The following is a 19,069-nucleotide window of genomic DNA, read 5'->3' as shown; positions in this document are numbered from 1 at the left end:
ATACTATGAAAGTGCTTTCTCTGATTCTTGGCATTGGTTTTTTATCTACAACCGCCCAGGCTGGGAACCTGACCTTCCAGTTTATTAACCCTAATTTTGGCGGCAACCCCAATAATGGTTCTTTTTTGCTTTCGGAGGCTAACGCGCAAAACTCCTATAAAGATCCAAATGCTTACGACTGGAGCAGCGCAACATCAAGCTCATCGCTTGATAATTTCACCTCTGCTGTTCAATCACAACTCCTTGGCAGCCTGATGGGCAACCTTTCTAGCGGTAAACCCGGACGGCTGGTGACGAAAGACTTTATTGTTGATATCACCAATACCGATGGTCAATTAATGATGAATATTCTTGATCGCTCTTCCGGAAAAACTTCCTCTATTCAGGTCAGCGGCCTGAGCAGTGTTTCAACATATTAATCAGTGGCGAGATGCTGAGATGAAAAATATAACCGGCGTTGTGGTCATTTTAATTAGCCTTTTGATGTTGACGGGCTGCATTACCTCTCCACCTAAACAGGCGGCAAAACCCACGCTGTTGCCGCGCTCGCAGAGTTACCAGGATCTAACGCATCTGCCGCCACCGCAGGGGAAACTGTTTGTCTCAGTTTACAATATCCAGGATGAAACCGGGCAGTTCAAACCCTACCCGGCGAGTAACTTTTCAACCTCGGTCCCGCAGAGCGCCACCGCCATGCTGGTTTCGGCGCTGAAAGACTCCAACTGGTTTACTCCGCTGGAGCGTCAGGGACTACAGAACTTGCTCAATGAGCGCAAAATTATCCGCGCGGCTCAAGAAAATGGCACTGTCGCGGAGAATAATCGCAGTCAGCTGCCATCGCTGGTGGCGGCAAATATCCTGATTGAAGGCTCGATCATCGGTTACGAAAGTAATGTGAAATCGGGCGGGGCAGGGGCGCGATACTTTGGCATTGGCGCCAGCACGCAGTATCAGCTCGATCAGATCGCCGTTAACCTGAGGGTGGTTAATGTTAGCACGGGCGAAGTCCTTTCTTCCGTGAATACCAGTAAAACCATTCTCTCCTATGAGTTCCAGGCCGGCGTATTCCGCTATATCGACTTCCAGCGTCTGCTGGAGGGGGAAGTGGGGTATACGGTGAATGAACCGGTGATGCTGTGCCTGATGTCGGCCATTGAAACCGGCGTCATCTATCTGGTCAATGACGGGATTAGCCGCAACCTGTGGCAACTGAAGAATGCCTCAGATATCAATTCGCCGGTACTTGAAAAATACAAAAGTATCATCGTTCCCGATATTTCCTGATATCTAAGGCCTGGCGAGCACTATTCGTGCTCGCCGCTGGCATCCCGCCATTCGCCGTTGCCGAGGTTGTCGAGCGTGTAGCCACCCATTGCATAACGAATTAATCGCAGCGTCGGGTAGCCTACGTGAGCGGTCATCCGCCGTACCTGGCGATTGCGGCCTTCATACAGCGTCACTTTCAGCCATGCCGTCGGGATGGATTTACGCTCGCGTATCGGCGGGTTACGTGGCCACAGCCAGTCGGGTGCGTCCACGCGTTCGATACCGGCCGGTAGCGTTGGCCCATCGTTCAGAGTGACGCCATGACGCAATGCGTCTATCGCCTCGTCCGTCGGTTCTCCTTCGACCTGAACGTAATAAATTTTCCCCGTCCGCTTACCTGGCTGCGTGAGCCTGGCCTGTAAGGCACCATCATTTGTTAACACCAGCAGACCTTCACTGTCGCGGTCAAGACGTCCGGCAGCGTACACATTTTGCACGGGAATAAAATCTTTCAGCGTGCTGCGGCCTGCTTCGTCGGTAAACTGCGGCAAAACATCATAGGGTTTATTAAACAGAATGACGCGTTTTGGTTGGTTATCCCGGCGCGGCTTAGCGCCTTGTTTCGAGCTGAATCGCTCAACCCGGTGTTTTCTAAAAGAAGTTTTAATCATAGTATTTTCAGGCTTTATAGATTCGCGCATTATAGCCTAAGAACGAGAGTCTTTCATGGCGCCAAACAATCAGGTAGTATTGACAGGCTTATTACAAAACATTAACAAAAATGCTCTAACTCTTTGTGTTGCAGGAAGACGGTAAGACAGTGCATCTCCAGACTCGGTGGAGTGGGTGTAGTAGCGGCAAGAACCTGTGGCGTAAAGGATGACGAGCACACCAGTAGCGCTCGAAGGAGAGGTGAATGGAAAGCAAAGTAGTTGTTCCGGCGGAAGGTCAAAAAATCACCCTGAAAGACGGCAAGCTGAATGTGCCACACAATCCGATTATCCCATTTATTGAAGGCGACGGTATCGGCATTGACGTGACTCCGGCAATGCTGAAAGTGGTTGATGCCGCTGTTGAGAAAGCCTACAAAGGCGAGCGTAAAATTTCCTGGATGGAAATTTACACCGGGGAAAAATCCACTCAGATCTACGGCCAGGACGTATGGCTGCCAGCAGAAACGCTGGATCTCATCCGTGATTACCGCGTTGCTATCAAAGGCCCACTGACCACGCCAGTTGGCGGCGGCATTCGTTCTCTGAACGTTGCGCTGCGTCAGGAACTCGACCTGTACGTTTGTCTGCGCCCGGTTCGTTACTACCAGGGTACCCCGAGCCCGGTTAAACACCCAGAACTGACCGATATGGTTATCTTCCGTGAAAACTCCGAAGACATTTACGCGGGTATCGAATGGAAAGCGGACTCTGCTGACGCTGAGAAAGTGATCAAATTCCTGCGCGAAGAGATGGGCGTGAAGAAAATTCGCTTCCCGGAACATTGCGGTATCGGCATCAAGCCGTGCTCCGAAGAAGGGACCAAGCGTCTGGTGCGTGCGGCGATCGAATACGCGATCACCAACGACCGTGACTCTCTGACCCTGGTGCACAAAGGCAACATCATGAAGTTCACCGAAGGCGCGTTCAAAGACTGGGGCTACCAGCTGATTCGCGACGAATTCGGCGGCGAACTGATCGACGGCGGTCCGTGGCAGAAAATTAAGAACCCGAACACCGGCAAAGAGATCATCATTAAAGATGTGATCGCCGATGCGTTCCTGCAGCAGATCCTGCTGCGTCCGGCTGAATACGACGTTATCGCCTGTATGAACCTCAACGGTGACTACATTTCTGACGCCCTGGCGGCGCAGGTTGGCGGTATCGGTATCGCACCGGGCGCCAACATCGGTGACGAGTGCGCACTGTTCGAAGCGACTCACGGCACCGCACCGAAGTACGCAGGCCAGGACAAAGTGAACCCAGGTTCTATCATCCTGTCCGCAGAAATGATGCTGCGTCATATGGAATGGTTCGAAGCGGCTGACCTGATTGTTAAAGGTATGGAAGGCGCGATCAACAACAAGACCGTGACCTATGACTTCGAACGTCTGATGGAAGGCGCTAAGCTGCTGAAATGTTCAGAGTTTGGTGACGCGATTATCGCGAACATGTAATCCATTTGCTGGGTTAGTGATAAACGGGAGCCGGTTGGTTCCCGTTTTTATTATCAGGATTCGAACGGCTATCCATCGTTTATCAAAACAAGTCATCTCATTACCCTCTAAACTTTTTTCTGGATGGTGGCATCTTCGGCCTGTCCCACTTTGGCGTAAACGTTCAGGAAATGATTTCTGACCGGGTCGGGTATGACAAGCCTTGAAGTAAAGCTCGGGGTGAAAGACGTTTACTGAGGTAGAAACCCAACACAGGGTTACGCACGCTCTTGATGTATCTATGAGAGCTTGGTCTTCTGAGCATAATGTCCGCTGTGAGCGAGGTGCGGAAGTTCTCAATCGCTCTCATTGTTGATGACGGCCGTACCCGTGGCAGGATAGGAGATGTTGTTATTCAATCTATCCATGGTACAGGTTCACCAATATAAGTGTGTGTGCAGCAGCGGCAAGTCACCTTAACGTCCTTTCTAGTAATTGAAGGGTTCACCTGTTGCAGAATTCCATTCTCATCAACAAACAGACCCGGATAAAAACTGCTTTCGCCAATGCAGACTAAATCTCTTCGCTGATGCTCATGTAGCGCGACCAACCAGAAAACAGGCTCGGTGGTATCAAGACGTCCACATACTTCGCTGAATATTTCATCCCACGGTTTGCCAATCTGCTTGATCAGAAAATAAAACAATGGTGTGTAGTCTCGGCCACGCTTCTGTCTGCCATGCATTGTCTCGCGCTTTACCAGTAGCTCATCTCCGACTTTTTTACGATTTCGTTCCCAGCAATACTCTGCTCCTGGATTATTAGAATGGTGCCGCGTAGTTGTGTTGACGCTGCGATACAGTTTACGGGACTTATTCAGTTGATGAGTACGCATAGCTCGATCTCGTGCATCCTTTATTCTGTGAGTCAGTAACCCCTGCCGGAGCTAGATTCAATAGTTTGTGACTACATAAAAATGGTCATGCGTAAAGGCAGTCTCATTCTGCTGAAATACCTTCCTACTAACAACTACCAAAAGTCCCCTCCTGGCACAAAGCGGAACTGAAGTGCTTACGGAGGAGCAAAAACACAGTCGACCCAGTAATCACCCGCCACAAACGCGGCAAGTAAGGCTGATGTTTGGCGCTCCCCCCGAGAGGTCAACGCGCCATCACTCTGTCCCTGAATAATACCTCTCACATTCCACCCTGTTTCCGCGTGTCGCACAAATATCACTTGCATCATTAAAGGACCATGTATGTTATTGATTTAAATGCCACAGTCCAAACATACCCCGTTAATATGATGGCATGTTCTCTGTTCTGGACGAAAACAGGAACAAGTGTAGATGAACATTGTTATGTTCAGCCTCAGAAATGTCAGGCGAGCACGCTCCCCTTGCCGGACTACCATACTTTATTTATGAAAAATGATTCTCATTAACATTTGTGCTGGTGTGATGTTTAATAGCGTTTTTCCTATTCAAAGGATGTGAAATGAGTCTTCGATTTTCGACATTGCGTCGCATTCCCGGTGGCGTCTGGATTATTGGTTTCGTCAGCCTTTTGATGGATATTTCATCTGAAATGATCCACAGCCTCCTTCCACTTTTCATGGCAACGGCTTTAGGGGCTCCGGTAGTCATCATTGGACTCATAGAAGGAGTGGCTGAAGCGACGGCATTATGTGTCAAAGTTTTTTCGGGCGTTATCAGCGATTACATTGGCAAGCGTAAAGGGCTGGCTGTCCTTGGATATGGCCTTGGCGCGCTTAGCAAGCCGCTGTTCGCACTGGCCTCCACATCTGGAATGATATTCAGCGCGAGGATGATTGACCGTGTAGGAAAAGGAATAAGAGGGGCACCCCGAGATGCGCTCGTTGCTGACGTTACTCCGCCCGAGATCAGAGGGGCGGCTTATGGTCTGCGCCAGACACTGGACACGATGGGAGGGTTCCTCGGACCGCTGCTGGCAGTGGGCCTGATGCTGTTATGGAGTAATGATTTTCGCGCCGTTTACTGGGTGGCGGTCGTGCCAGCCTTTCTGGCCGTGGCCCTGTTATTCTGCGGATTGCATGAACCACGCACGCCTGTCGTGACCGCCAGGACGAACCCGATAAAAACAGAGAACCTGAAAAGGCTGGGCGTAGATTGTTGGTGGGTGATAGGGCTCGGCGGGGTGTTTACTCTCGCCAGGTTTAGTGAGGCGTTCCTGGTTCTCAGAGCACATGAGGTCAATATTCCACTGGCTTTGATCCCTCTCGTTATGGTCGCCATGAATATTGTATTTTCATTTACAGCCTATCCGTTCGGACGCTTATCAGACATCACCAGTCACCGGCGATTGCTCCAGATGGGGCTGGTGGTGCTGATCGTGGCAGATTTAGTACTTGCTCTGAGTCATTCCTGGGTGGGGATTATTGTTGGCGTAGCATTGTGGGGTGTACATATGGGAATGACACAGGGGTTGCTGAACACGATGATTGCTCACGCCGCACCAGCCGACCTTCGTGGAACGGCGTTCGGATTATTCAGTTTATTGAGTGGCCTGGGACTACTGATAGCCAGTCTGGGGGCAGGATTGTTGTGGGACATCTGGGGTTCAGCTTCTACATTTTTTGCTGGCGCGATGATCTGTGTACTGACGTTGATTCTGACTCGGTTTGTTCCTGAGAAGTCCGAGTAATCAATCTGTGCCGATAAAATTCTGAGATATGCTGCTCAATAACTGCTGGCTGGGTAATGAGTCCATTCAGGCGATGAGTTGACCTGCCCCTCCCGGCTTGCGGCTAAACCGGGAGGGGCAGGATAGTGTGCCATAATCGCCTGCACCACCCGAAAGGCAGGTCGTTTCCGAAGACGTTATTTTCCTCAGATACAGGGCCCAGTGGCACATCCGTACATCATGTATAGCGGAAACAGAGGTACTAAAGGGATCATGGCGACTTGGCCAAGCTCGCTAATCGTCTTGGTCTTATCATTGATGGAAACCACAATCGGGTGTTCTAACTGGTAGGCGGCAGCCAGATCGGGCGGGTACGATGAAGACCAAAATCCTGCTGCTTTAAACGAAACACCGAGGTGATCGTTATCAATTTGCACCGCATGATACTCATTGCGCAATTGGGTCAACTGCCCGGCATCCAGCTTGCGCTTATCCATCACAACCAGGTATTCCGCCGTCACCTCATGTTGTTCTACCTCGAAGCTAACCCGTACTCCGGCAGCCTGTTGGTGAAAGCGTTCATAAAAGGTCTTATAACGCTGATACTCCTGAGGTACACCGTTACGGTTAAAACGGTAACCATATTTAGCTGAGCTGGCGATAATGCCGGAGTCTGTGGGTTTTACAGCCACAATGGTATCCGTAGGCGGCAAGTTTGGTGCACTTGTACATCCTACAAGCATCACCACGGCCAGCAGCGATAAATATTTCATCATTTTGAGCGGTTCCTGTTCGCTATTTTCTCTGAGATATCAGGAGGTTTTTTAACACACGGAGACAAATATTTATCCTTGTGTATCATCATTTCCGAACCTGCTTTTAACCCTACATTTTCTTGTTCATACGCAGCGCATCAACAACGAGTGAAAAAGCCGGTGAAGGCTGTTTACGGCTAGGGTAATAAAGATAGTAGCCTGGAAAAGGATGACACCAGGACTCAAGTACGTGTACGAGACGACCTTCGCGAATGTGTGAGCCGAACTCTTCTTCGGGCAAAAAGGCGATGCCTAACCCAGCCAGCGCAGCGTCGACAACATGTTCCGACGTATTAAACGTCAACTGTCCATTAACCCGGACGTTCAGTTCTCCTCCTTCCCGATCGAATTCCCAAACATAAATCCCCCCGGATCGAACCATACGCAGATTAATACACTGATGCTGCGTTAGATCATGGGGAGTTTGGGGAACCGGATATCGTGCGAAATAATCGGGCGAGGCTGCCGCGGCCATACGCAGTTTCGGGCCGATTGGCATCGCTATCATGTCCTTATCGATCGTATCACCAAGCCGTACGCCCGCATCAAAACGATCTGCCACGATATCCCGGAATCCGTGGTTTGCGTCGAACTCGATGTGAATATCCGGATACTCGCGCAGCAGTGGCGTCAGTTTGGGCAGAAGGGTCGTTTTCAACACGTTCGGCCCGCATGTAATTCGGACGGTACCCGCAGGCTTGTCCCGCAGTTCGGTCAGCATGTCCAGCTCAGCCTCAATCTCGTCAATGCGATGGCCCACTGATTGCAGCAGGCGCTCCCCGGCGGCCGTCGGGGACACGCTGCGGGTTGTCCGCGTTAGCAGGCGGATCTGCATCCGTTCTTCCAGCCCGGAAATCGCCTGGCTCAGCGCTGGCTGGGTCACGCCAAGCAGCGCGGCGGCACGTGTAAAACTGCCTTCCCGCGCTACGGTGACGAAAGAGAGTAAATCGTTGAGGTTGCGTCTGGCCATGTTCGTTTCCGATCTATTTATAAGTTTTGCTTATAAGGCTATTAAGCATTCATTAGCTAGTTTTGCCGCTGCCTATTGGTAACAATAATGCGATGAATAAGTCAACGCTAAACAACACGCAAAATGCTCACGGCAAAACGTCGCTATTGCTGCTGCTCTTTATCGGGCTGCTGTGCGTCACGCAGTCCGTGATCGCGGATGACAACGAACGGGTAGCTGTACAGGAGACGCTGATGAAAGTTGAGATTGTTGTGAACGGTGAGATCGCGACTGCCACCCTCTATGACTCGCCGACAGGTCGGGATTTTGCATCATTACTTCCCCTCAGTCTGACGCTGCAGGATTACGCCGATATTGAACGCATTAGCGATCTACCGCGCAGGCTTTCCACGGCACAGGCTCCGGAAGGAATGACGCCGGAAGCGGGTGATATAGCTTTTTACGCGCCCTGGGGCAACCTGGCGATTTTTGTCCAGGGTAGACCTTACGCCCGTTCACTGATCCCGGTAGGGAAAATCGATTCAGGACTGCCGGCCCTGCAGCGCCAGGGACCGCTTAGGGTGCAGATCAGGGCCGTAGACTAAGCGGTCACGCGCTCCCAAAACCGCGCTCCCTTTAATTACCAGACTATCCCTCACGTCGTCGTTTCGGTGTCTCTTGCAGGCCTGAAGGCGCAAGGGGAGGGCATCGTATTACCTACAGAAAAGAAAGGCTTAATGCGTAATCAGAAAATTGAAACCAGAAACCAAAACGAAGCAAGTGAAAAACAGCGGGCGCACTGGGGCGGCGTTTTTGCCATGACGCTGTGCGTCTTCGCCCTGATCGCCTCCGAATTTATGCCGGTCAGCCTTCTGACGCCGATGGCGTACTCCCTGAATGTTACCGAAGGCATGGCCGGACAGGGGATCGCCATTTCCGGCGCGTTTGCGGTGATGACTAGCCTGTTTATTTCCAGACTGGCAGGCACGCTTGACCGGAAAATTCTGCTGCTCGGCCTGACGAGCATGATGGCGCTTTCCGGTGCTGTCATCGCGATGGCGCCCAACTACCTGATCTATATGGCAGGTCGCGCCCTGATTGGCATCGTCGTCGGCGGGTTCTGGTCGATGTCGGCGGCGACAGCAATGCGGCTGGTACCGGTGCACCGTGTTCCGTTGGCGCTGGCTATTTTCAATAGCGGTAATGCGCTGGCAACCGTCGTGGCTGCCCCCTTGGGCAGTTGGCTGGGAGCGGTCATCGGCTGGCGGGGAGCCTTCTTCTGCCTGTTACCTGTCGCCATCCTCGCGTTTATCTGGCAACTGCTCAGCCTACCGTCCATGCCGGTTACCCGCCAGCCAGCTGGGGCCAGCAATATTTTCACGCTGTTTCGCCGCCGGGTGGTGACGCTGGGCATGCTGGGTGTTGGGATTTTCTTTATGGGGCAGTTCACGCTCTTTACCTACATCCGGCCTTTCCTTGAGGCGGTCACGAAGGTCGATGCCTCAGCGGTGACCCTCATCCTGCTGGTCATCGGTATGGCCGGTTTCATCGGCACCACGCTAATTGGCCGGGTATTGAAGCGTGGATTCTACCCAACCCTGATGGCGATTCCCGTGCTGATGGCGATTGTCGCGCTAGCCCTGATCGCGTTTGGCAGTCAGGCGGCCATCGTGACGGCGTTGCTCGGACTGTGGGGGTTGATTTCAACCGCCGCGCCCGTGGGATGGTGGGCATGGGTTCCACGCACGTTTCCTCAGAATGCTGAAGCGGGCGGCGGGCTGATGGTGGCGATGGTGCAACTGTCTATTGCGCTGGGATCCACCGTGGGGGGCCTGCTGTTCGACCATCATGGCTACCAGAGCACCTTCCTGGCCAGCGCCGCGATGTTGATCATTGCAACCGTACTGATTTTTCTGACCTCACGTGCAGATGCATCTGCCGGTGACCATTCATAACACTAATCCTGATAAGGAAACCATCATGAATAAATTTACGTTAGCGCTGGGGCTGTTCATCAGTGCATTTGCCACCTCTGCGGCAGATATGTCCAGAGGCGCTGACAACTTTTATAAAAGCGATAAGGTGACGCAGCAAAAAGTGACCTTTAAAAATCAGTATCAGATGAACGTGGTCGGCAATATGTTTATCCCGAAAACGATGAATCAGAACGCTAAAAACCCAGCGATTGTCGTTGGCCATCCAATGGGCGCGGTCAAGGAACAAAGCGCAAACCTGTATGCGCAGAAGCTGGCGGAGCAGGGGTTTGTCACGCTGGCGATTGATCTCTCGTTCTGGGGAGAAAGCGAAGGTAAACCGGGGCACCTGATTTCACCGGAAATCTACACGGATGACTTCAGTGCGGCGGTTGATTATCTCAGTACACAGCCGTTTGTCGATCCAGAAAACATCGGCGTGCTGGGGATCTGCGGCAGCGGAAGCTTTGTTATCAGCGCCGCGAAAATAGACCCGCGGATGAAAGCCATCGCCACCGTCAGCATGTATGACATGGGAGCCGCGTTCCGTAACGGCCTTAACCATTCCCAGACGCTGGAACAACGCAAGGCGTTTATCCAGTCTGCCATTGAGCAGCGTTTTGCCGAGTTCAAAGGGGGAGATACCGCGTATATTCCGGGCACCGTGAATAAACTGGATGCTTCCACGCCGGAAATTCAGCGCGAGTTCTTTGATTTCTACCGCACCGAACGCGGCGGCTACACTCCGCAGGGCGAGAAAGAAGAACTGACGACAAAACCAATGCTGAGCAGTATCGGTAAGTTTATGAACTTCTACCCGTTCAACGATATTGAAACCATTTCACCGCGTCCGATGCTCTTTATTACCGGCGAACGGGCCCATTCAAAAGAGTTCAGCGAGGACGCCTTCAAACGTGCCGGTCAGCCTAAAGAGCTGTATGTCGTTCCGGATGCGGGACACGTCGATTTGTATGACCGCACGGACGTGATCCCCTTCGACAAACTGGCCGACTTTTTCCGTAGCAACCTGAAATAACGCACTCGGTCAAGAACCAGGCGAGTTGAGGGAACCGATGGGTTCCCTTTTTTGCGTGTACTGCCGTCTTACTCGTTGACCAGCCAGAATTCCGCCTCATCAAACATTTCTGTGACGACTCTGCTTATCTGCTCTTTCTCATGTTTGCTGGCATCAGTGTTGATGGCGGGCAGCGTCATCATGGGTTTGACGCGGACTTCCGCGTCAGGAAATACGCTGTGCACTCTTTTGCTCAACTCTGCCAGGATTATCTCTTTCGCGCCGGGCAAACCTTCAAAATTCCGTTTGTCGTAGACGAGTTCCACAAACATGCTTTTACTCCAGTTAACTGTATATAAAAACAGTATATAAACCGTCTGCGTTAGCAGTGTCAATTTTATTTCGCAATAAAAAACCCCGGCAGGCGGGGTTTCAATCACGAGGAGTATGCCAGGGCAGGCTACAATGCTTTACCGCTGATCTTTTCCAGAATGGCGTCAGGCTTTGCGCTACCCAGAATCACTTTCGGTGGGTTATCCAGCACGATCATCGTAGGCGTTAGCTGGATGCCCAGTCGTTCAGCCAGTGCAGACTGTTTGACGACTTCATCCGAACAGCTGGCGCTGGTGTCATTATTGGGCAGAAACCCTGCCATGGCCCCTTGCAGGCTTTTTTGACGATCGTCTGAGCACCAGACGCGACCCATATCTTCAATCACGGAATCGCGAATAGAAGGGGGAGCAACGGTCAGAAACGACATGGTTAGCCCGGCATCGTTGTAACTCTTAATGTTCTTGACGACCTGAGAACAGAAAGAGCATTGGTTGTCGATGAACACCAGAACCTTGTGTTTTTCATCGGCGGCGGTGAATGTCACCGGGGTTAATTCAGGCAGAGTACGGTCGAGATCCTTTAATGCTTCTGCGGTACTGTCATCGGCGCTGGCCGGGGCATCAGCGGAAAAAACGTTAAAACTCATCGCCCAGACAACTGGCAGGGCAATCAGCGGAATCACTTTCACGGTATACCTCATTGGATAATGCTTAGGATCGTCAACGGCATCTACGGATGATGTTTTTAGCATCAACTGTAAAACGCTGTGACTGTAGCCGATCGTCACGGACGCGATCAATGTTTATTTTTTGTACAAAATGCATCGCAAGGGGAAGGCGTTCTGCAATCTGGAATCGACGCGAACATTACGGGTATAATCTTGCAAAATTTATCAATGAGTTTAGAGCGAAGATGACAAAACTGACCTTACAAGAGCAGATGCTAAAAGCGGGGCTGGTCACCAGTAAAAAAATGGCTAAGGTCCAGCGCACGGCGAAAAAGTCGCGCGTTCAGGCCCGCGAAGCGCGAGAAGCGGTAGAGGAAAATAAAAAAGCACAGCTTGAGCGCGATAAGCAACTGAGTGAGCAGCAGAAACAGGCGACGCTGTCGAAAGAGTACAAAGCGCAGGTCAAACAGCTGATCGAGATGAACCGCATCACCGTTGCCCGAGGCGATATCAACTTTAACTTTACCGACAATAACGTGATCAAAAAGATGGCGGTGGATAAGCCGACGCAGACACAGCTGATCAACGGTCGTCTGGCCATTGCGCGGCTGGCGACTAACGCCGCGGGTGAAAGTGAATACGCCATTATTCCGGCGGTTGTGGCGGAGAAAATTGCGCAGCGTGATGCCACCAGCATCGTTCTGCACAGTGCGCTCAGTCAGGAAGTACAGGACGAAGACGATCCGTACGCTGATTTCAAAATCCCTGACGATTTGATGTGGTAATCCACTTCAGATTAGAACGGGCTGGCGCTGTGGGCGTTGATCTTCTCCTGGCTAACGGGATGAACAAAACAGAGTGCGCTGGCATGTAGCATAAAACGTGGCGTTTGTTCGGTTCCAGGCTGTTCGCGGCCACCATACAGGTCGCAACCCAGAATCGGGTAGCCCAACTGCTCGCAGTGAATGCGTAGCTGATGAGTGCGCCCGGTTTCAGGAACAAGTTGAACGCGAGTCAGCGCCAGGCGGTGGTGATAAAAACGGCTCACAACCTGATAGCGAGAACGTGCCGGTTTGCCGTTAAGGGCGGAAATGGACATCCGCGGAAAACGCGCGGGGTCTTTAGCAATTGGCGCATCAATCACCCCTTCATCCTCGCTCAGGTGCCCGCACAGTAGGGCGCTGTAGGTTTTTGTCACTGAACGCTGGCTGAACTGCTGGCAAAGGGCGGCATTGATGGCCTTATTGCGAGCGATGACCATCAGCCCGGAAGTGCCGAAATCCAGGCGATGGACCAGCGTGCAGCCGGGAAATTGCTGAACCAGACGATAGTGTACGGAATCGAGGTTCTGCGGATTTTTCCCCGAGAGGCTGAGCAACCCGCTGGGCTTATTGATAATCAGCAGATGCGCGTCCTGATGGAGTATCTCTATTTGCTCATGGCAAGGTGGGGCAATAAAGGTATCGAGAATGGTAGACATCTGGCTGCACGGCTGGAGAGTGGGTGCGGATGATACCCAATTTTTCGCCAACAGGCGAATCCGACGAGGTCGCACGGTGGAAATTTATCATCCACACTTAAGCCAAAGACATAGTCTGCGCGGGCATTGTGCATTACACTGCGCGCTGCAAAAATTGAGTTGATAAACGATTAACCAGGCGGTAACGGCAATGAATGGAACAATCACAACGTGGTTTAAAGATAAAGGTTTTGGATTTATCAAAGATGAAAATGGCGACAATCGCTATTTTCATGTGATTAAGGTTGCCAACCCTGAGCTGATTAAAAAAGATGCGGCGGTAACTTTTGAACCCACGACCAATAACAAAGGGCTGTCAGCCTATGCGGTGAAGGTGATCCCGGATAGCAAGTACATCTATATCGCGGGCGAGAAGATCAAGCTGACGTCAATCAAGTCTTTCCTGGTCTACAGCGAGGAAGTTCCCGCTGAGACCCGCATTGATAAAGAAAATGCGGTGTTGTCGGTGGGGCTGCTGATGAACAGCATCAAGCCAAAATCCGACGCGAAGCCGGGTGAAATGCGTACGTTGAAAAAGCTGGCTATCACCACCTTCCAGGGCACTACGTTGATCTTCTCGGAAGATGAGATTGATATAGAAGATACGGTAAAAATGTTGAAAGTCTGATCGCGCTACGCGATAAAAGAGGGAGATAGCCTTAATGGTGAATCTCCCTTTTTTATTGGCGCTTAATTACGTAGGGCTAATGATATTTTCAGTATGTAATAGCTGATTATCTTTAGACCAGTAATAACGACTCACTTCTTCAACGTCGACGACCCATTTAAATACGCCCGCTCTGGCTAACTCGCGACAGTATTGATCGAAATGAGTGAGGCCAGTGAAATGACGCCTGGCGGCAATTTTTGTCAAACAGCTACTGCCACCAGCGCTTACCTTAATTAAGCTACGGTGACTCTTCATGGCCACATAGGAATCAGTTGTTGTTACAATTTTGACATTGCCGGTGGCGACGAAATAAATGTAATACGAGATGTTGTTTTGTTTTAACTCTGTTAAAAATTGCAGAAAATCTGACTTGCATCTGACCTGCTCAAATAAGTCGCAGAGCATTTCACTAAATTCCATTTCTGTCCTCTATATATGCCTTTTATAACATTCATGTTACTTATTATTTTGTGTGTGTTGTGATGGCGGTTAGTTTAAACCATTAATCAATTAGAAATCGAATAATTAACCACGGACATTTTAGGGGCTACGAATGAAATGGAGTAGTGTTTCAATTGTTACCAGGTGTTGCGTGGTCACGCCGATTTTGATGGCGTGTACCGGGCTATCCCCCTACACTAAGACAGAAACTAAAAGGAGAGAACAATGTTAGAAGGGTACTTTGATCTTGATGGCGCAACCGGCGCTGATGTGGTTGAAAACAGGAAGCGTTTGCTGGCCGTTCAGGCGGCGCTGGAGATAGCAAAAGCCGCGGTTTCCGCCACGACGGCCAACTCCGGGATTCGTTCACAGATGGACTTGCGTAATGTCTCTCAAGAAGTAGCGACACTGGCTGACGCTATCCAGGATGCGCTGGAGTCTGAGGCATAATACATCGATACCGCCTTCGGGCGGTTTTTAGTAATACCGATTGCTAAGTTTTATTAATATATAGTTATATATATTTTTGAGTATTTATTTCAGACTGTGTTTGATGTTATGGTATCTACATCCGTCCTGGATGATGGTTAATGCGTCTACTTGCAACGAACATTTTATAATATTGTGATAAATCACAGGGATATAAAAGGCAAGTCAATAATTAATTATTTTTAAATTCAAGGCTTGACTAAAGGTACTATTTTTTAGGATCTCAGTAGGCTATAACATATAGAGCTGTCATGGAGGACTCGAAATGAGCCTAAGCTGTTCCAGAATAAATAGTAGAATGAGCTTTTGTCTCATTGCCGCGTGCTTACTGCTTGCGGCGATGTTTATGTTAGCCGACTATCTCACAACCTTTAATATAGCTATCGCTGATATTTATTACCTGGTCTTTTCCGGGCTGTTGTTATTACTCGATGCAATTATCTTCTTCTTCATGTTTTTCCAGTTTCTCTGCAATAGAAAACTACTCTATGTTGCCATTCTGGGGCTCGGTTTTCTGGTTGCCGATATTTATTGGGTCGAGGCGCTAACGCTTATCCAACAACTCATTGCGTTATGCATCCCGTTGAAATCAATTACCAATGATTTAGCTATTTTCTATCTGTTCCGCCAGCTCACCATGATGTCGGCCATTCTGGTCGCACTCTTTTATGCGTTTCGCATGAATCGGAACATCGCGCCTTCACGTAAAGACGAACTATGGGTACTCGTACTGGCTGGCATCTTCCTGCTGATGGCCATTCTGGCGCATAATTTATCCAGCTATAACCCGCAGATATCACTCAACCTGATTGGTACAACATCACTTAATGGTCGTAACGCGTGGAATAGCTATTATGGTGTCGCGATCGTCGCCGCCTGGTTTATCACGCTGTTGCTGGCTATCGTCATTACGCAACTGCGAAGCCTGTTATGGGTGAGTATCGCGGTCTTCTGCGTTTCAAGCCTGTTTAGCAACCTTCTTCTGCTGAATCTCAGCGATTATAATTTCCCCGTCTGGTACCTCAGCCGCGGCATCGAAGTGGTTTGTACCTTTTTTGTGATTAATGTCCTGCTCTACGATATTTTCGTGATGCATAAAGAATCGACGATGCTGTCGAACCACGATCCGCTGACCGGCATCTATAATCGCGCCTATTTCTATAGGGAGCTACAGCTACTGCTGGCATCGCGGGAAGATATCAGTTTGATGATTTTGGATATTGATCACTTCAAACGTATCAACGACCGTTATGGGCATCCGGTAGGCGATGCGGTCATCAAAACCGTGGTGGACCTGGCGAAACGTTCCATCCGCGAATGCGATATTATTGCGCGCGTAGGTGGGGAAGAATTTGCCGTGCTGATGCGCAACGCGTCATCAGAAGTCGCCATGCAGGTGGCTGAGCGGATTCGCAGCAAGGTTGAGGAGGAGACGGCGAAACGTGCGCCTTACCGTACGCCGGAGCCCATGACCATCAGTATCGGTGTCTTTACCTCGTCAGATAAGCACTTCACCGCGGATGAATGCATCTCGTTTGCCGACAGGGCGCTGTATGCGGCCAAAAATAGCGGTCGTAACAAGGTGATGACCAGTGCTTAACATGCGCATTAGCGTGAGAAGGGGCTTTTCCTTCTGCGTTCAAGTGGTAAACTGAAAATGTGATGTTAATCATGACCTGCGTAAAAACGAAAAAGAGATACTGCTATGCAACATATCATCGAAGGGTTCCTCAACTTTCAGAAAGAAGTTTTTCCTCAACGTAAGGAACTCTTCCGCAGCCTGGCATCCAGCCAGAACCCAAAAGCGCTGTTCATCTCCTGTTCAGACAGCCGCTTAGTTCCCGAATTGGTCACGCAACAAGAGCCGGGGCAGCTGTTTGTCATCCGTAACGCCGGTAATATCGTGCCTTCTTTTGGTCCGGAACCGGGCGGTGTATCCGCGACTATTGAGTACGCGGTCGTTGCTTTGGGCGTGACGGATATTGTTATCTGCGGTCACTCTAACTGCGGCGCGATGAAAGCTATCGCCACCTGCCAGTGCCTGGAGCCGATGCCGGCTGTCTCTCACTGGCTGCGCTATTCCGATGCCGCCAAAGCGGTCGTCGAGAAGAAAACCTACGATAACGAGACTGACAAAGTTAACGCCATGGTCGAAGAAAACGTTATTGCTCAGTTGAATAATATCAAAACGCACCCGTCGGTGGCTGTGGGGCTGCGTGACCACGCGATCCGCCTGCACGGCTGGGTGTATGATATTGAAAGCGGCGAAATCCGCGCGCTGGACAAAAACAGCAAGACTTTCGTGTCGCTGGCCGATAACCCAGAGGTCTTTTTCGAGTAATCGGCAATAAGCGCCGCGTAATGCGGCGCTACGCGTTGCTGACCAGCTTCAGTTTTCCGCGTCTCGCTGAACGACGCGGAGCAGGGTTGGAAATCAGAAACAGAAAAGGGCGCCAGGCCATTGCATTATCCTCCCGCTATGACTGTTTTAACCATGGCAAAGTGGGAAGAAAGGGCGTTAAAACGAAAGTATGAATCCGTCGCTTGCGCTTGATTCATTCGGGTGAGAGCGAAAAAGGGAGCCTGAAGTGGCTCCCTTTTTGTATCGACACGGCGTTACCAGCCGCAAACGTCATGCTCGTTTTCGGTATCGTACGCACGGACGGTATTGATCAGATCTTTCACCACATCCGCGGCAACATCCGGGACCAACAGCTCCATCGGCGTCTCGGTTTCATAATCGACGGAAATACCGTTGCTATTGTTGGTGACGGTTACCGTATAAGTTGCCTTACTCATTGTTGTTACCCCTTATGCGAATTAACCACTTTGCCCAGACCGGTGCCTTCAAGCGTCGCCTCAGGATCGGCAAAGAAGTCGATATTAAACCAGGTGTCGTCAGTCAGTAGCTCGATGCGATGCCACTTCTGCGGCGGGGAAATGCCAAAGGATCCGGCTTCAATCACCACGTCGACGTCCGGTTCGCTGGCGTCGGCGTCAGGGAAGCCAAAGTAGCGCACGGCGCCTTGCATAACGGACAAGCGGCCATAGACGTGGGCTTTGGTATTGTGGTGAGTGAACAGGGCTTTCGGCGCGGTGTCTTTATTCCAGAACGGGGTCGAACGCGAATGAACAAAGTTCTCAGGAATACGTAACATGAATAATTCCTTACTCCAGTGGCCTGGAGTTCTATAGGGATTTCAGCACTTCAGCTTCAACAAAAAAGTCGATTTGAAAGACGGTATCGTCGGTCATTGTTTCGATGTAATGCCATTTTTCCGGTGGGAACACGCCAAAGTGACCGGTGTTGATGATCAGCTCGCTGTCGGCCTCTGGGGACGTTTCACTGGCAAAACCGAGATAGCGGACGGCCCCCTGGTGTACCGACAGGCGGGGATAGACGCCCGGGCGGGTGCCTTTATCAAGATGGCGCTGAAAAATACCGGCAGGTGCGGTGTCTTTGTTCCAGAACGGTGTGGAACGGGTATGAATACAAGTGTGCGGAATACGTAGCATGTTTTCCCCCTCTGTGTTGAGAGTATTAAAACACAAATTTGGACCGCTGTTGATTAGAAAGTGCATTTTAAATGCATCTTATTGTGGGTGTTAAATAGTTGTTCTTTGTGCAAGGCACAACATCCAAATGACGCAACAATAAACATTCAATTTATGCTTCATTAATGTTACAAATACAGCAAAATATCGTGAGAACAGCGTCGGGAGGATGCGATGATTCTGGAGAAACTGCGGACGCCAAACGGCAAAAAATTCCTGCTGTCCGCTTTTGTGGTGTTTGTGATTGCCGCGGTGGTGGTTGGCCGTGCGACCTTTGGCGGCGTGGTGCGTGAATACAATCTGCCGTATGCCGACTGGACCACCAGCATGTTTGTGCTGCAAGGGGCGATGGTGTTTGTTTACAGCTGCATTTTCACGTTGTTGTTTGCGATTCCACTGGGCTTCTTCTTCTTAGGTTCGGATAACCAGCGTTAATCCTTTCGTGCGGGCATCCCGCCTGCACGCGTATTTTCTTATTGTCTTTCCGGCAAGGAGCTGACACGATCAAAATTCACGCTTGCGGAAGATTTCATCCATACTGATCCAGATGCGTAATGAAGACGTACCG

Annotated in this window: 24 protein-coding genes and 1 pseudogene; 13 read left to right on the top strand and 12 right to left on the bottom strand. The window is 50.6% G+C overall.

Annotation, left to right across the window (positions count from 1 at the left end; all coding sequences use genetic code 11):
• Positions 1-5 precede the first annotated feature (5 nt).
• Both csgF and csgG read left to right on the top strand, forming a co-directional pair.
• Positions 6-419, top strand: a complete 414-nt coding sequence (csgF, locus tag GY169_RS14390) for a curli production assembly/transport protein CsgF (RefSeq protein WP_163448796.1) — start codon at positions 6-8, stop codon at positions 417-419.
• Between the two features lie 19 nt (positions 420-438).
• The gene (gene csgG, locus GY169_RS14385) at positions 439-1,284 is read left to right on the top strand and encodes a curli production assembly/transport protein CsgG (RefSeq protein WP_163448795.1); all 846 of its coding nucleotides are present in this window, start codon (positions 439-441) and stop codon (positions 1,282-1,284) included.
• A 20-nt stretch (positions 1,285-1,304) separates the two neighbouring features.
• Here csgG and rluE read toward each other — a convergent pair whose 3' ends face one another.
• A complete protein-coding gene (rluE, locus tag GY169_RS14380; RefSeq protein ID WP_167576164.1) occupies positions 1,305-1,967 on the bottom strand; it encodes a 23S rRNA pseudouridine(2457) synthase RluE in 663 nt (220 codons plus the stop codon).
• A gap of 215 nt (positions 1,968-2,182) precedes the next feature.
• Between rluE and icd the strand changes: the two genes are divergently transcribed.
• Positions 2,183-3,433 (top strand): NADP-dependent isocitrate dehydrogenase, encoded by a 1,251-nt coding sequence (gene icd / locus GY169_RS14375; protein WP_064546336.1) that lies wholly within the window; start codon positions 2,183-2,185, stop codon positions 3,431-3,433.
• A 394-nt stretch (positions 3,434-3,827) separates the two neighbouring features.
• Here icd and GY169_RS14370 read toward each other — a convergent pair whose 3' ends face one another.
• On the bottom strand, positions 3,828-4,307 hold the full coding sequence (locus GY169_RS14370; RefSeq protein ID WP_167576163.1) for a hypothetical protein: 480 nt from the start codon (positions 4,305-4,307) through the stop codon (positions 3,828-3,830).
• A 179-nt stretch (positions 4,308-4,486) separates the two neighbouring features.
• A pseudogene (locus GY169_RS14365) lies at positions 4,487-4,657 on the bottom strand (histidine phosphatase family protein); the annotation flags it as partial.
• Positions 4,658-4,908: 251 nt separating this feature from the next.
• Here GY169_RS14365 and GY169_RS14360 point away from each other — a divergent pair.
• Positions 4,909-6,096, top strand: a complete 1,188-nt coding sequence (locus GY169_RS14360; protein WP_167576162.1) for an MFS transporter — start codon at positions 4,909-4,911, stop codon at positions 6,094-6,096.
• 185 nt (positions 6,097-6,281) lie between these two features.
• Here the strand turns inward: GY169_RS14360 and GY169_RS14355 are convergent, their stop codons facing one another.
• Positions 6,282-6,851, bottom strand: coding sequence for a hypothetical protein (locus GY169_RS14355; protein WP_163448791.1), 570 nt, complete (start codon positions 6,849-6,851; stop codon positions 6,282-6,284).
• 109 nt (positions 6,852-6,960) lie between these two features.
• Positions 6,961-7,860, bottom strand: a complete 900-nt coding sequence (locus GY169_RS14350) for a LysR family transcriptional regulator (RefSeq protein WP_167576161.1) — start codon at positions 7,858-7,860, stop codon at positions 6,961-6,963.
• 92 nt (positions 7,861-7,952) lie between these two features.
• Here GY169_RS14350 and GY169_RS14345 point away from each other — a divergent pair, with 92 nt between their 5' ends.
• The 3 genes from GY169_RS14345 (at position 7,953) to GY169_RS14335 (ending at position 10,848) form a co-directional block, all read left to right on the top strand.
• Entirely contained in the window at positions 7,953-8,444 is a 492-nt protein-coding gene (locus GY169_RS14345) for a cyclophilin-like fold protein (protein WP_223882102.1), read from the top strand.
• Positions 8,445-8,576: 132 nt separating this feature from the next.
• Positions 8,577-9,794 carry an MFS transporter gene (locus tag GY169_RS14340; RefSeq protein WP_167576160.1) on the top strand — a complete coding sequence of 406 codons (1,218 nt, stop codon included), beginning with the start codon at positions 8,577-8,579 and terminating at the stop codon, positions 9,792-9,794.
• Positions 9,795-9,819: 25 nt separating this feature from the next.
• Positions 9,820-10,848 (top strand): alpha/beta hydrolase, encoded by a 1,029-nt coding sequence (locus GY169_RS14335; protein WP_167576159.1) that lies wholly within the window; start codon positions 9,820-9,822, stop codon positions 10,846-10,848.
• A 68-nt stretch (positions 10,849-10,916) separates the two neighbouring features.
• Here GY169_RS14335 and GY169_RS14330 read toward each other — a convergent pair whose 3' ends face one another.
• The gene (locus tag GY169_RS14330) at positions 10,917-11,159 is read right to left on the bottom strand and encodes a DinI-like family protein (RefSeq protein ID WP_167576158.1); all 243 of its coding nucleotides are present in this window, start codon (positions 11,157-11,159) and stop codon (positions 10,917-10,919) included.
• 128 nt (positions 11,160-11,287) lie between these two features.
• Positions 11,288-11,848 carry a thioredoxin fold domain-containing protein gene (locus GY169_RS14325; RefSeq protein ID WP_223802431.1) on the bottom strand — a complete coding sequence of 187 codons (561 nt, stop codon included), beginning with the start codon at positions 11,846-11,848 and terminating at the stop codon, positions 11,288-11,290.
• Between the two features lie 224 nt (positions 11,849-12,072).
• Between GY169_RS14325 and GY169_RS14320 the strand changes: the two genes are divergently transcribed.
• Positions 12,073-12,612 (top strand): DUF2058 domain-containing protein, encoded by a 540-nt coding sequence (locus tag GY169_RS14320; protein WP_167576157.1) that lies wholly within the window; start codon positions 12,073-12,075, stop codon positions 12,610-12,612.
• A gap of 11 nt (positions 12,613-12,623) precedes the next feature.
• On the opposite strand, the gene GY169_RS14315 is transcribed toward GY169_RS14320, so the two are convergent.
• Positions 12,624-13,307 (bottom strand): RluA family pseudouridine synthase, encoded by a 684-nt coding sequence (locus GY169_RS14315; RefSeq protein WP_167577310.1) that lies wholly within the window; start codon positions 13,305-13,307, stop codon positions 12,624-12,626.
• Between the two features lie 190 nt (positions 13,308-13,497).
• On the opposite strand from GY169_RS14315, the gene GY169_RS14310 reads away from it, so the two are divergent.
• A complete protein-coding gene (locus GY169_RS14310; RefSeq protein WP_163448784.1) occupies positions 13,498-13,974 on the top strand; it encodes a cold-shock protein in 477 nt (158 codons plus the stop codon).
• A gap of 66 nt (positions 13,975-14,040) precedes the next feature.
• On the opposite strand, the gene GY169_RS14305 is transcribed toward GY169_RS14310, so the two are convergent.
• Complete coding sequence (locus tag GY169_RS14305) at positions 14,041-14,436, bottom strand: DUF1398 family protein (RefSeq protein ID WP_163448783.1); 396 nt, start codon at positions 14,434-14,436, stop codon at positions 14,041-14,043.
• 246 nt (positions 14,437-14,682) lie between these two features.
• Here GY169_RS14305 and GY169_RS14300 point away from each other — a divergent pair, with 246 nt between their 5' ends.
• From GY169_RS14300 to GY169_RS14290, 3 genes are all read left to right on the top strand, one after another.
• The gene (locus GY169_RS14300; RefSeq protein ID WP_064546296.1) at positions 14,683-14,907 is read left to right on the top strand and encodes a hypothetical protein; all 225 of its coding nucleotides are present in this window, start codon (positions 14,683-14,685) and stop codon (positions 14,905-14,907) included.
• A 337-nt stretch (positions 14,908-15,244) separates the two neighbouring features.
• Complete coding sequence (locus GY169_RS14295; protein ID WP_163448782.1) at positions 15,245-16,546, top strand: sensor domain-containing diguanylate cyclase; 1,302 nt, start codon at positions 15,245-15,247, stop codon at positions 16,544-16,546.
• Between the two features lie 105 nt (positions 16,547-16,651).
• A complete protein-coding gene (locus GY169_RS14290; RefSeq protein WP_065356340.1) occupies positions 16,652-17,287 on the top strand; it encodes a carbonic anhydrase in 636 nt (211 codons plus the stop codon).
• Between the two features lie 275 nt (positions 17,288-17,562).
• Here GY169_RS14290 and GY169_RS14285 read toward each other — a convergent pair whose 3' ends face one another.
• Genes GY169_RS14285 through GY169_RS14275 form a run of 3 tightly spaced genes read right to left on the bottom strand, consistent with a single transcriptional unit; the run spans position 17,563 to position 18,462 of the window.
• Positions 17,563-17,745, bottom strand: a complete 183-nt coding sequence (locus tag GY169_RS14285; protein WP_064546290.1) for a DUF1869 domain-containing protein — start codon at positions 17,743-17,745, stop codon at positions 17,563-17,565.
• Between the two features lie 5 nt (positions 17,746-17,750).
• Positions 17,751-18,104 carry a DUF1971 domain-containing protein gene (locus tag GY169_RS14280; RefSeq protein WP_163448781.1) on the bottom strand — a complete coding sequence of 118 codons (354 nt, stop codon included), beginning with the start codon at positions 18,102-18,104 and terminating at the stop codon, positions 17,751-17,753.
• 31 nt (positions 18,105-18,135) lie between these two features.
• The gene (locus GY169_RS14275) at positions 18,136-18,462 is read right to left on the bottom strand and encodes a DUF1971 domain-containing protein (RefSeq protein WP_064546286.1); all 327 of its coding nucleotides are present in this window, start codon (positions 18,460-18,462) and stop codon (positions 18,136-18,138) included.
• Between the two features lie 213 nt (positions 18,463-18,675).
• On the opposite strand from GY169_RS14275, the gene GY169_RS14270 reads away from it, so the two are divergent.
• Positions 18,676-18,936 carry a DUF2534 family protein gene (locus GY169_RS14270; RefSeq protein WP_064546284.1) on the top strand — a complete coding sequence of 87 codons (261 nt, stop codon included), beginning with the start codon at positions 18,676-18,678 and terminating at the stop codon, positions 18,934-18,936.
• Positions 18,937-19,069 lie beyond the last annotated feature (133 nt).

The organism is Kluyvera genomosp. 3, assembly GCF_011765685.1.
Lineage (GTDB): Bacteria > Pseudomonadota > Gammaproteobacteria > Enterobacterales > Enterobacteriaceae > Kluyvera > Kluyvera georgiana_A.
Note: the sequence above shows the minus strand (reverse complement) of the source record. Positions and strands in the feature narration are given on the sequence as shown.

Bases quoted from the DNA above. Each gene is read 5' to 3' on its own strand.
- csgF (WP_163448796.1), top strand. From the start codon at position 6: ATGAAAGTGCTTTCTCTGATTCTTGGCATTGGTTTTTTATCTACAACC.
- csgG (WP_163448795.1), top strand. From the start codon at position 439: ATGAAAAATATAACCGGCGTTGTGGTCATTTTAATTAGCCTTTTGATG.
- rluE (WP_167576164.1), bottom strand. From the start codon at position 1,967: ATGCGCGAATCTATAAAGCCTGAAAATACTATGATTAAAACTTCTTTT.
- icd (WP_064546336.1), top strand. From the start codon at position 2,183: ATGGAAAGCAAAGTAGTTGTTCCGGCGGAAGGTCAAAAAATCACCCTG.
- GY169_RS14370 (WP_167576163.1), bottom strand. From the start codon at position 4,307: ATGCGTACTCATCAACTGAATAAGTCCCGTAAACTGTATCGCAGCGTC.
- GY169_RS14360 (WP_167576162.1), top strand. From the start codon at position 4,909: ATGAGTCTTCGATTTTCGACATTGCGTCGCATTCCCGGTGGCGTCTGG.
- GY169_RS14355 (WP_163448791.1), bottom strand. From the start codon at position 6,851: ATGATGAAATATTTATCGCTGCTGGCCGTGGTGATGCTTGTAGGATGT.
- GY169_RS14350 (WP_167576161.1), bottom strand. From the start codon at position 7,860: ATGGCCAGACGCAACCTCAACGATTTACTCTCTTTCGTCACCGTAGCG.
- GY169_RS14345 (WP_223882102.1), top strand. From the start codon at position 7,953: ATGAATAAGTCAACGCTAAACAACACGCAAAATGCTCACGGCAAAACG.
- GY169_RS14340 (WP_167576160.1), top strand. From the start codon at position 8,577: ATGCGTAATCAGAAAATTGAAACCAGAAACCAAAACGAAGCAAGTGAA.
- GY169_RS14335 (WP_167576159.1), top strand. From the start codon at position 9,820: ATGAATAAATTTACGTTAGCGCTGGGGCTGTTCATCAGTGCATTTGCC.
- GY169_RS14330 (WP_167576158.1), bottom strand. From the start codon at position 11,159: ATGTTTGTGGAACTCGTCTACGACAAACGGAATTTTGAAGGTTTGCCC.
- GY169_RS14320 (WP_167576157.1), top strand. From the start codon at position 12,073: ATGACAAAACTGACCTTACAAGAGCAGATGCTAAAAGCGGGGCTGGTC.
- GY169_RS14315 (WP_167577310.1), bottom strand. From the start codon at position 13,307: ATGTCTACCATTCTCGATACCTTTATTGCCCCACCTTGCCATGAGCAA.
- GY169_RS14310 (WP_163448784.1), top strand. From the start codon at position 13,498: ATGAATGGAACAATCACAACGTGGTTTAAAGATAAAGGTTTTGGATTT.
- GY169_RS14305 (WP_163448783.1), bottom strand. From the start codon at position 14,436: ATGGAATTTAGTGAAATGCTCTGCGACTTATTTGAGCAGGTCAGATGC.
- GY169_RS14300 (WP_064546296.1), top strand. From the start codon at position 14,683: ATGTTAGAAGGGTACTTTGATCTTGATGGCGCAACCGGCGCTGATGTG.
- GY169_RS14295 (WP_163448782.1), top strand. From the start codon at position 15,245: ATGAGCTTTTGTCTCATTGCCGCGTGCTTACTGCTTGCGGCGATGTTT.
- GY169_RS14290 (WP_065356340.1), top strand. From the start codon at position 16,652: ATGCAACATATCATCGAAGGGTTCCTCAACTTTCAGAAAGAAGTTTTT.
- GY169_RS14285 (WP_064546290.1), bottom strand. From the start codon at position 17,745: ATGAGTAAGGCAACTTATACGGTAACCGTCACCAACAATAGCAACGGT.
- GY169_RS14280 (WP_163448781.1), bottom strand. From the start codon at position 18,104: ATGTTACGTATTCCTGAGAACTTTGTTCATTCGCGTTCGACCCCGTTC.
- GY169_RS14275 (WP_064546286.1), bottom strand. From the start codon at position 18,462: ATGCTACGTATTCCGCACACTTGTATTCATACCCGTTCCACACCGTTC.
- GY169_RS14270 (WP_064546284.1), top strand. From the start codon at position 18,676: ATGATTCTGGAGAAACTGCGGACGCCAAACGGCAAAAAATTCCTGCTG.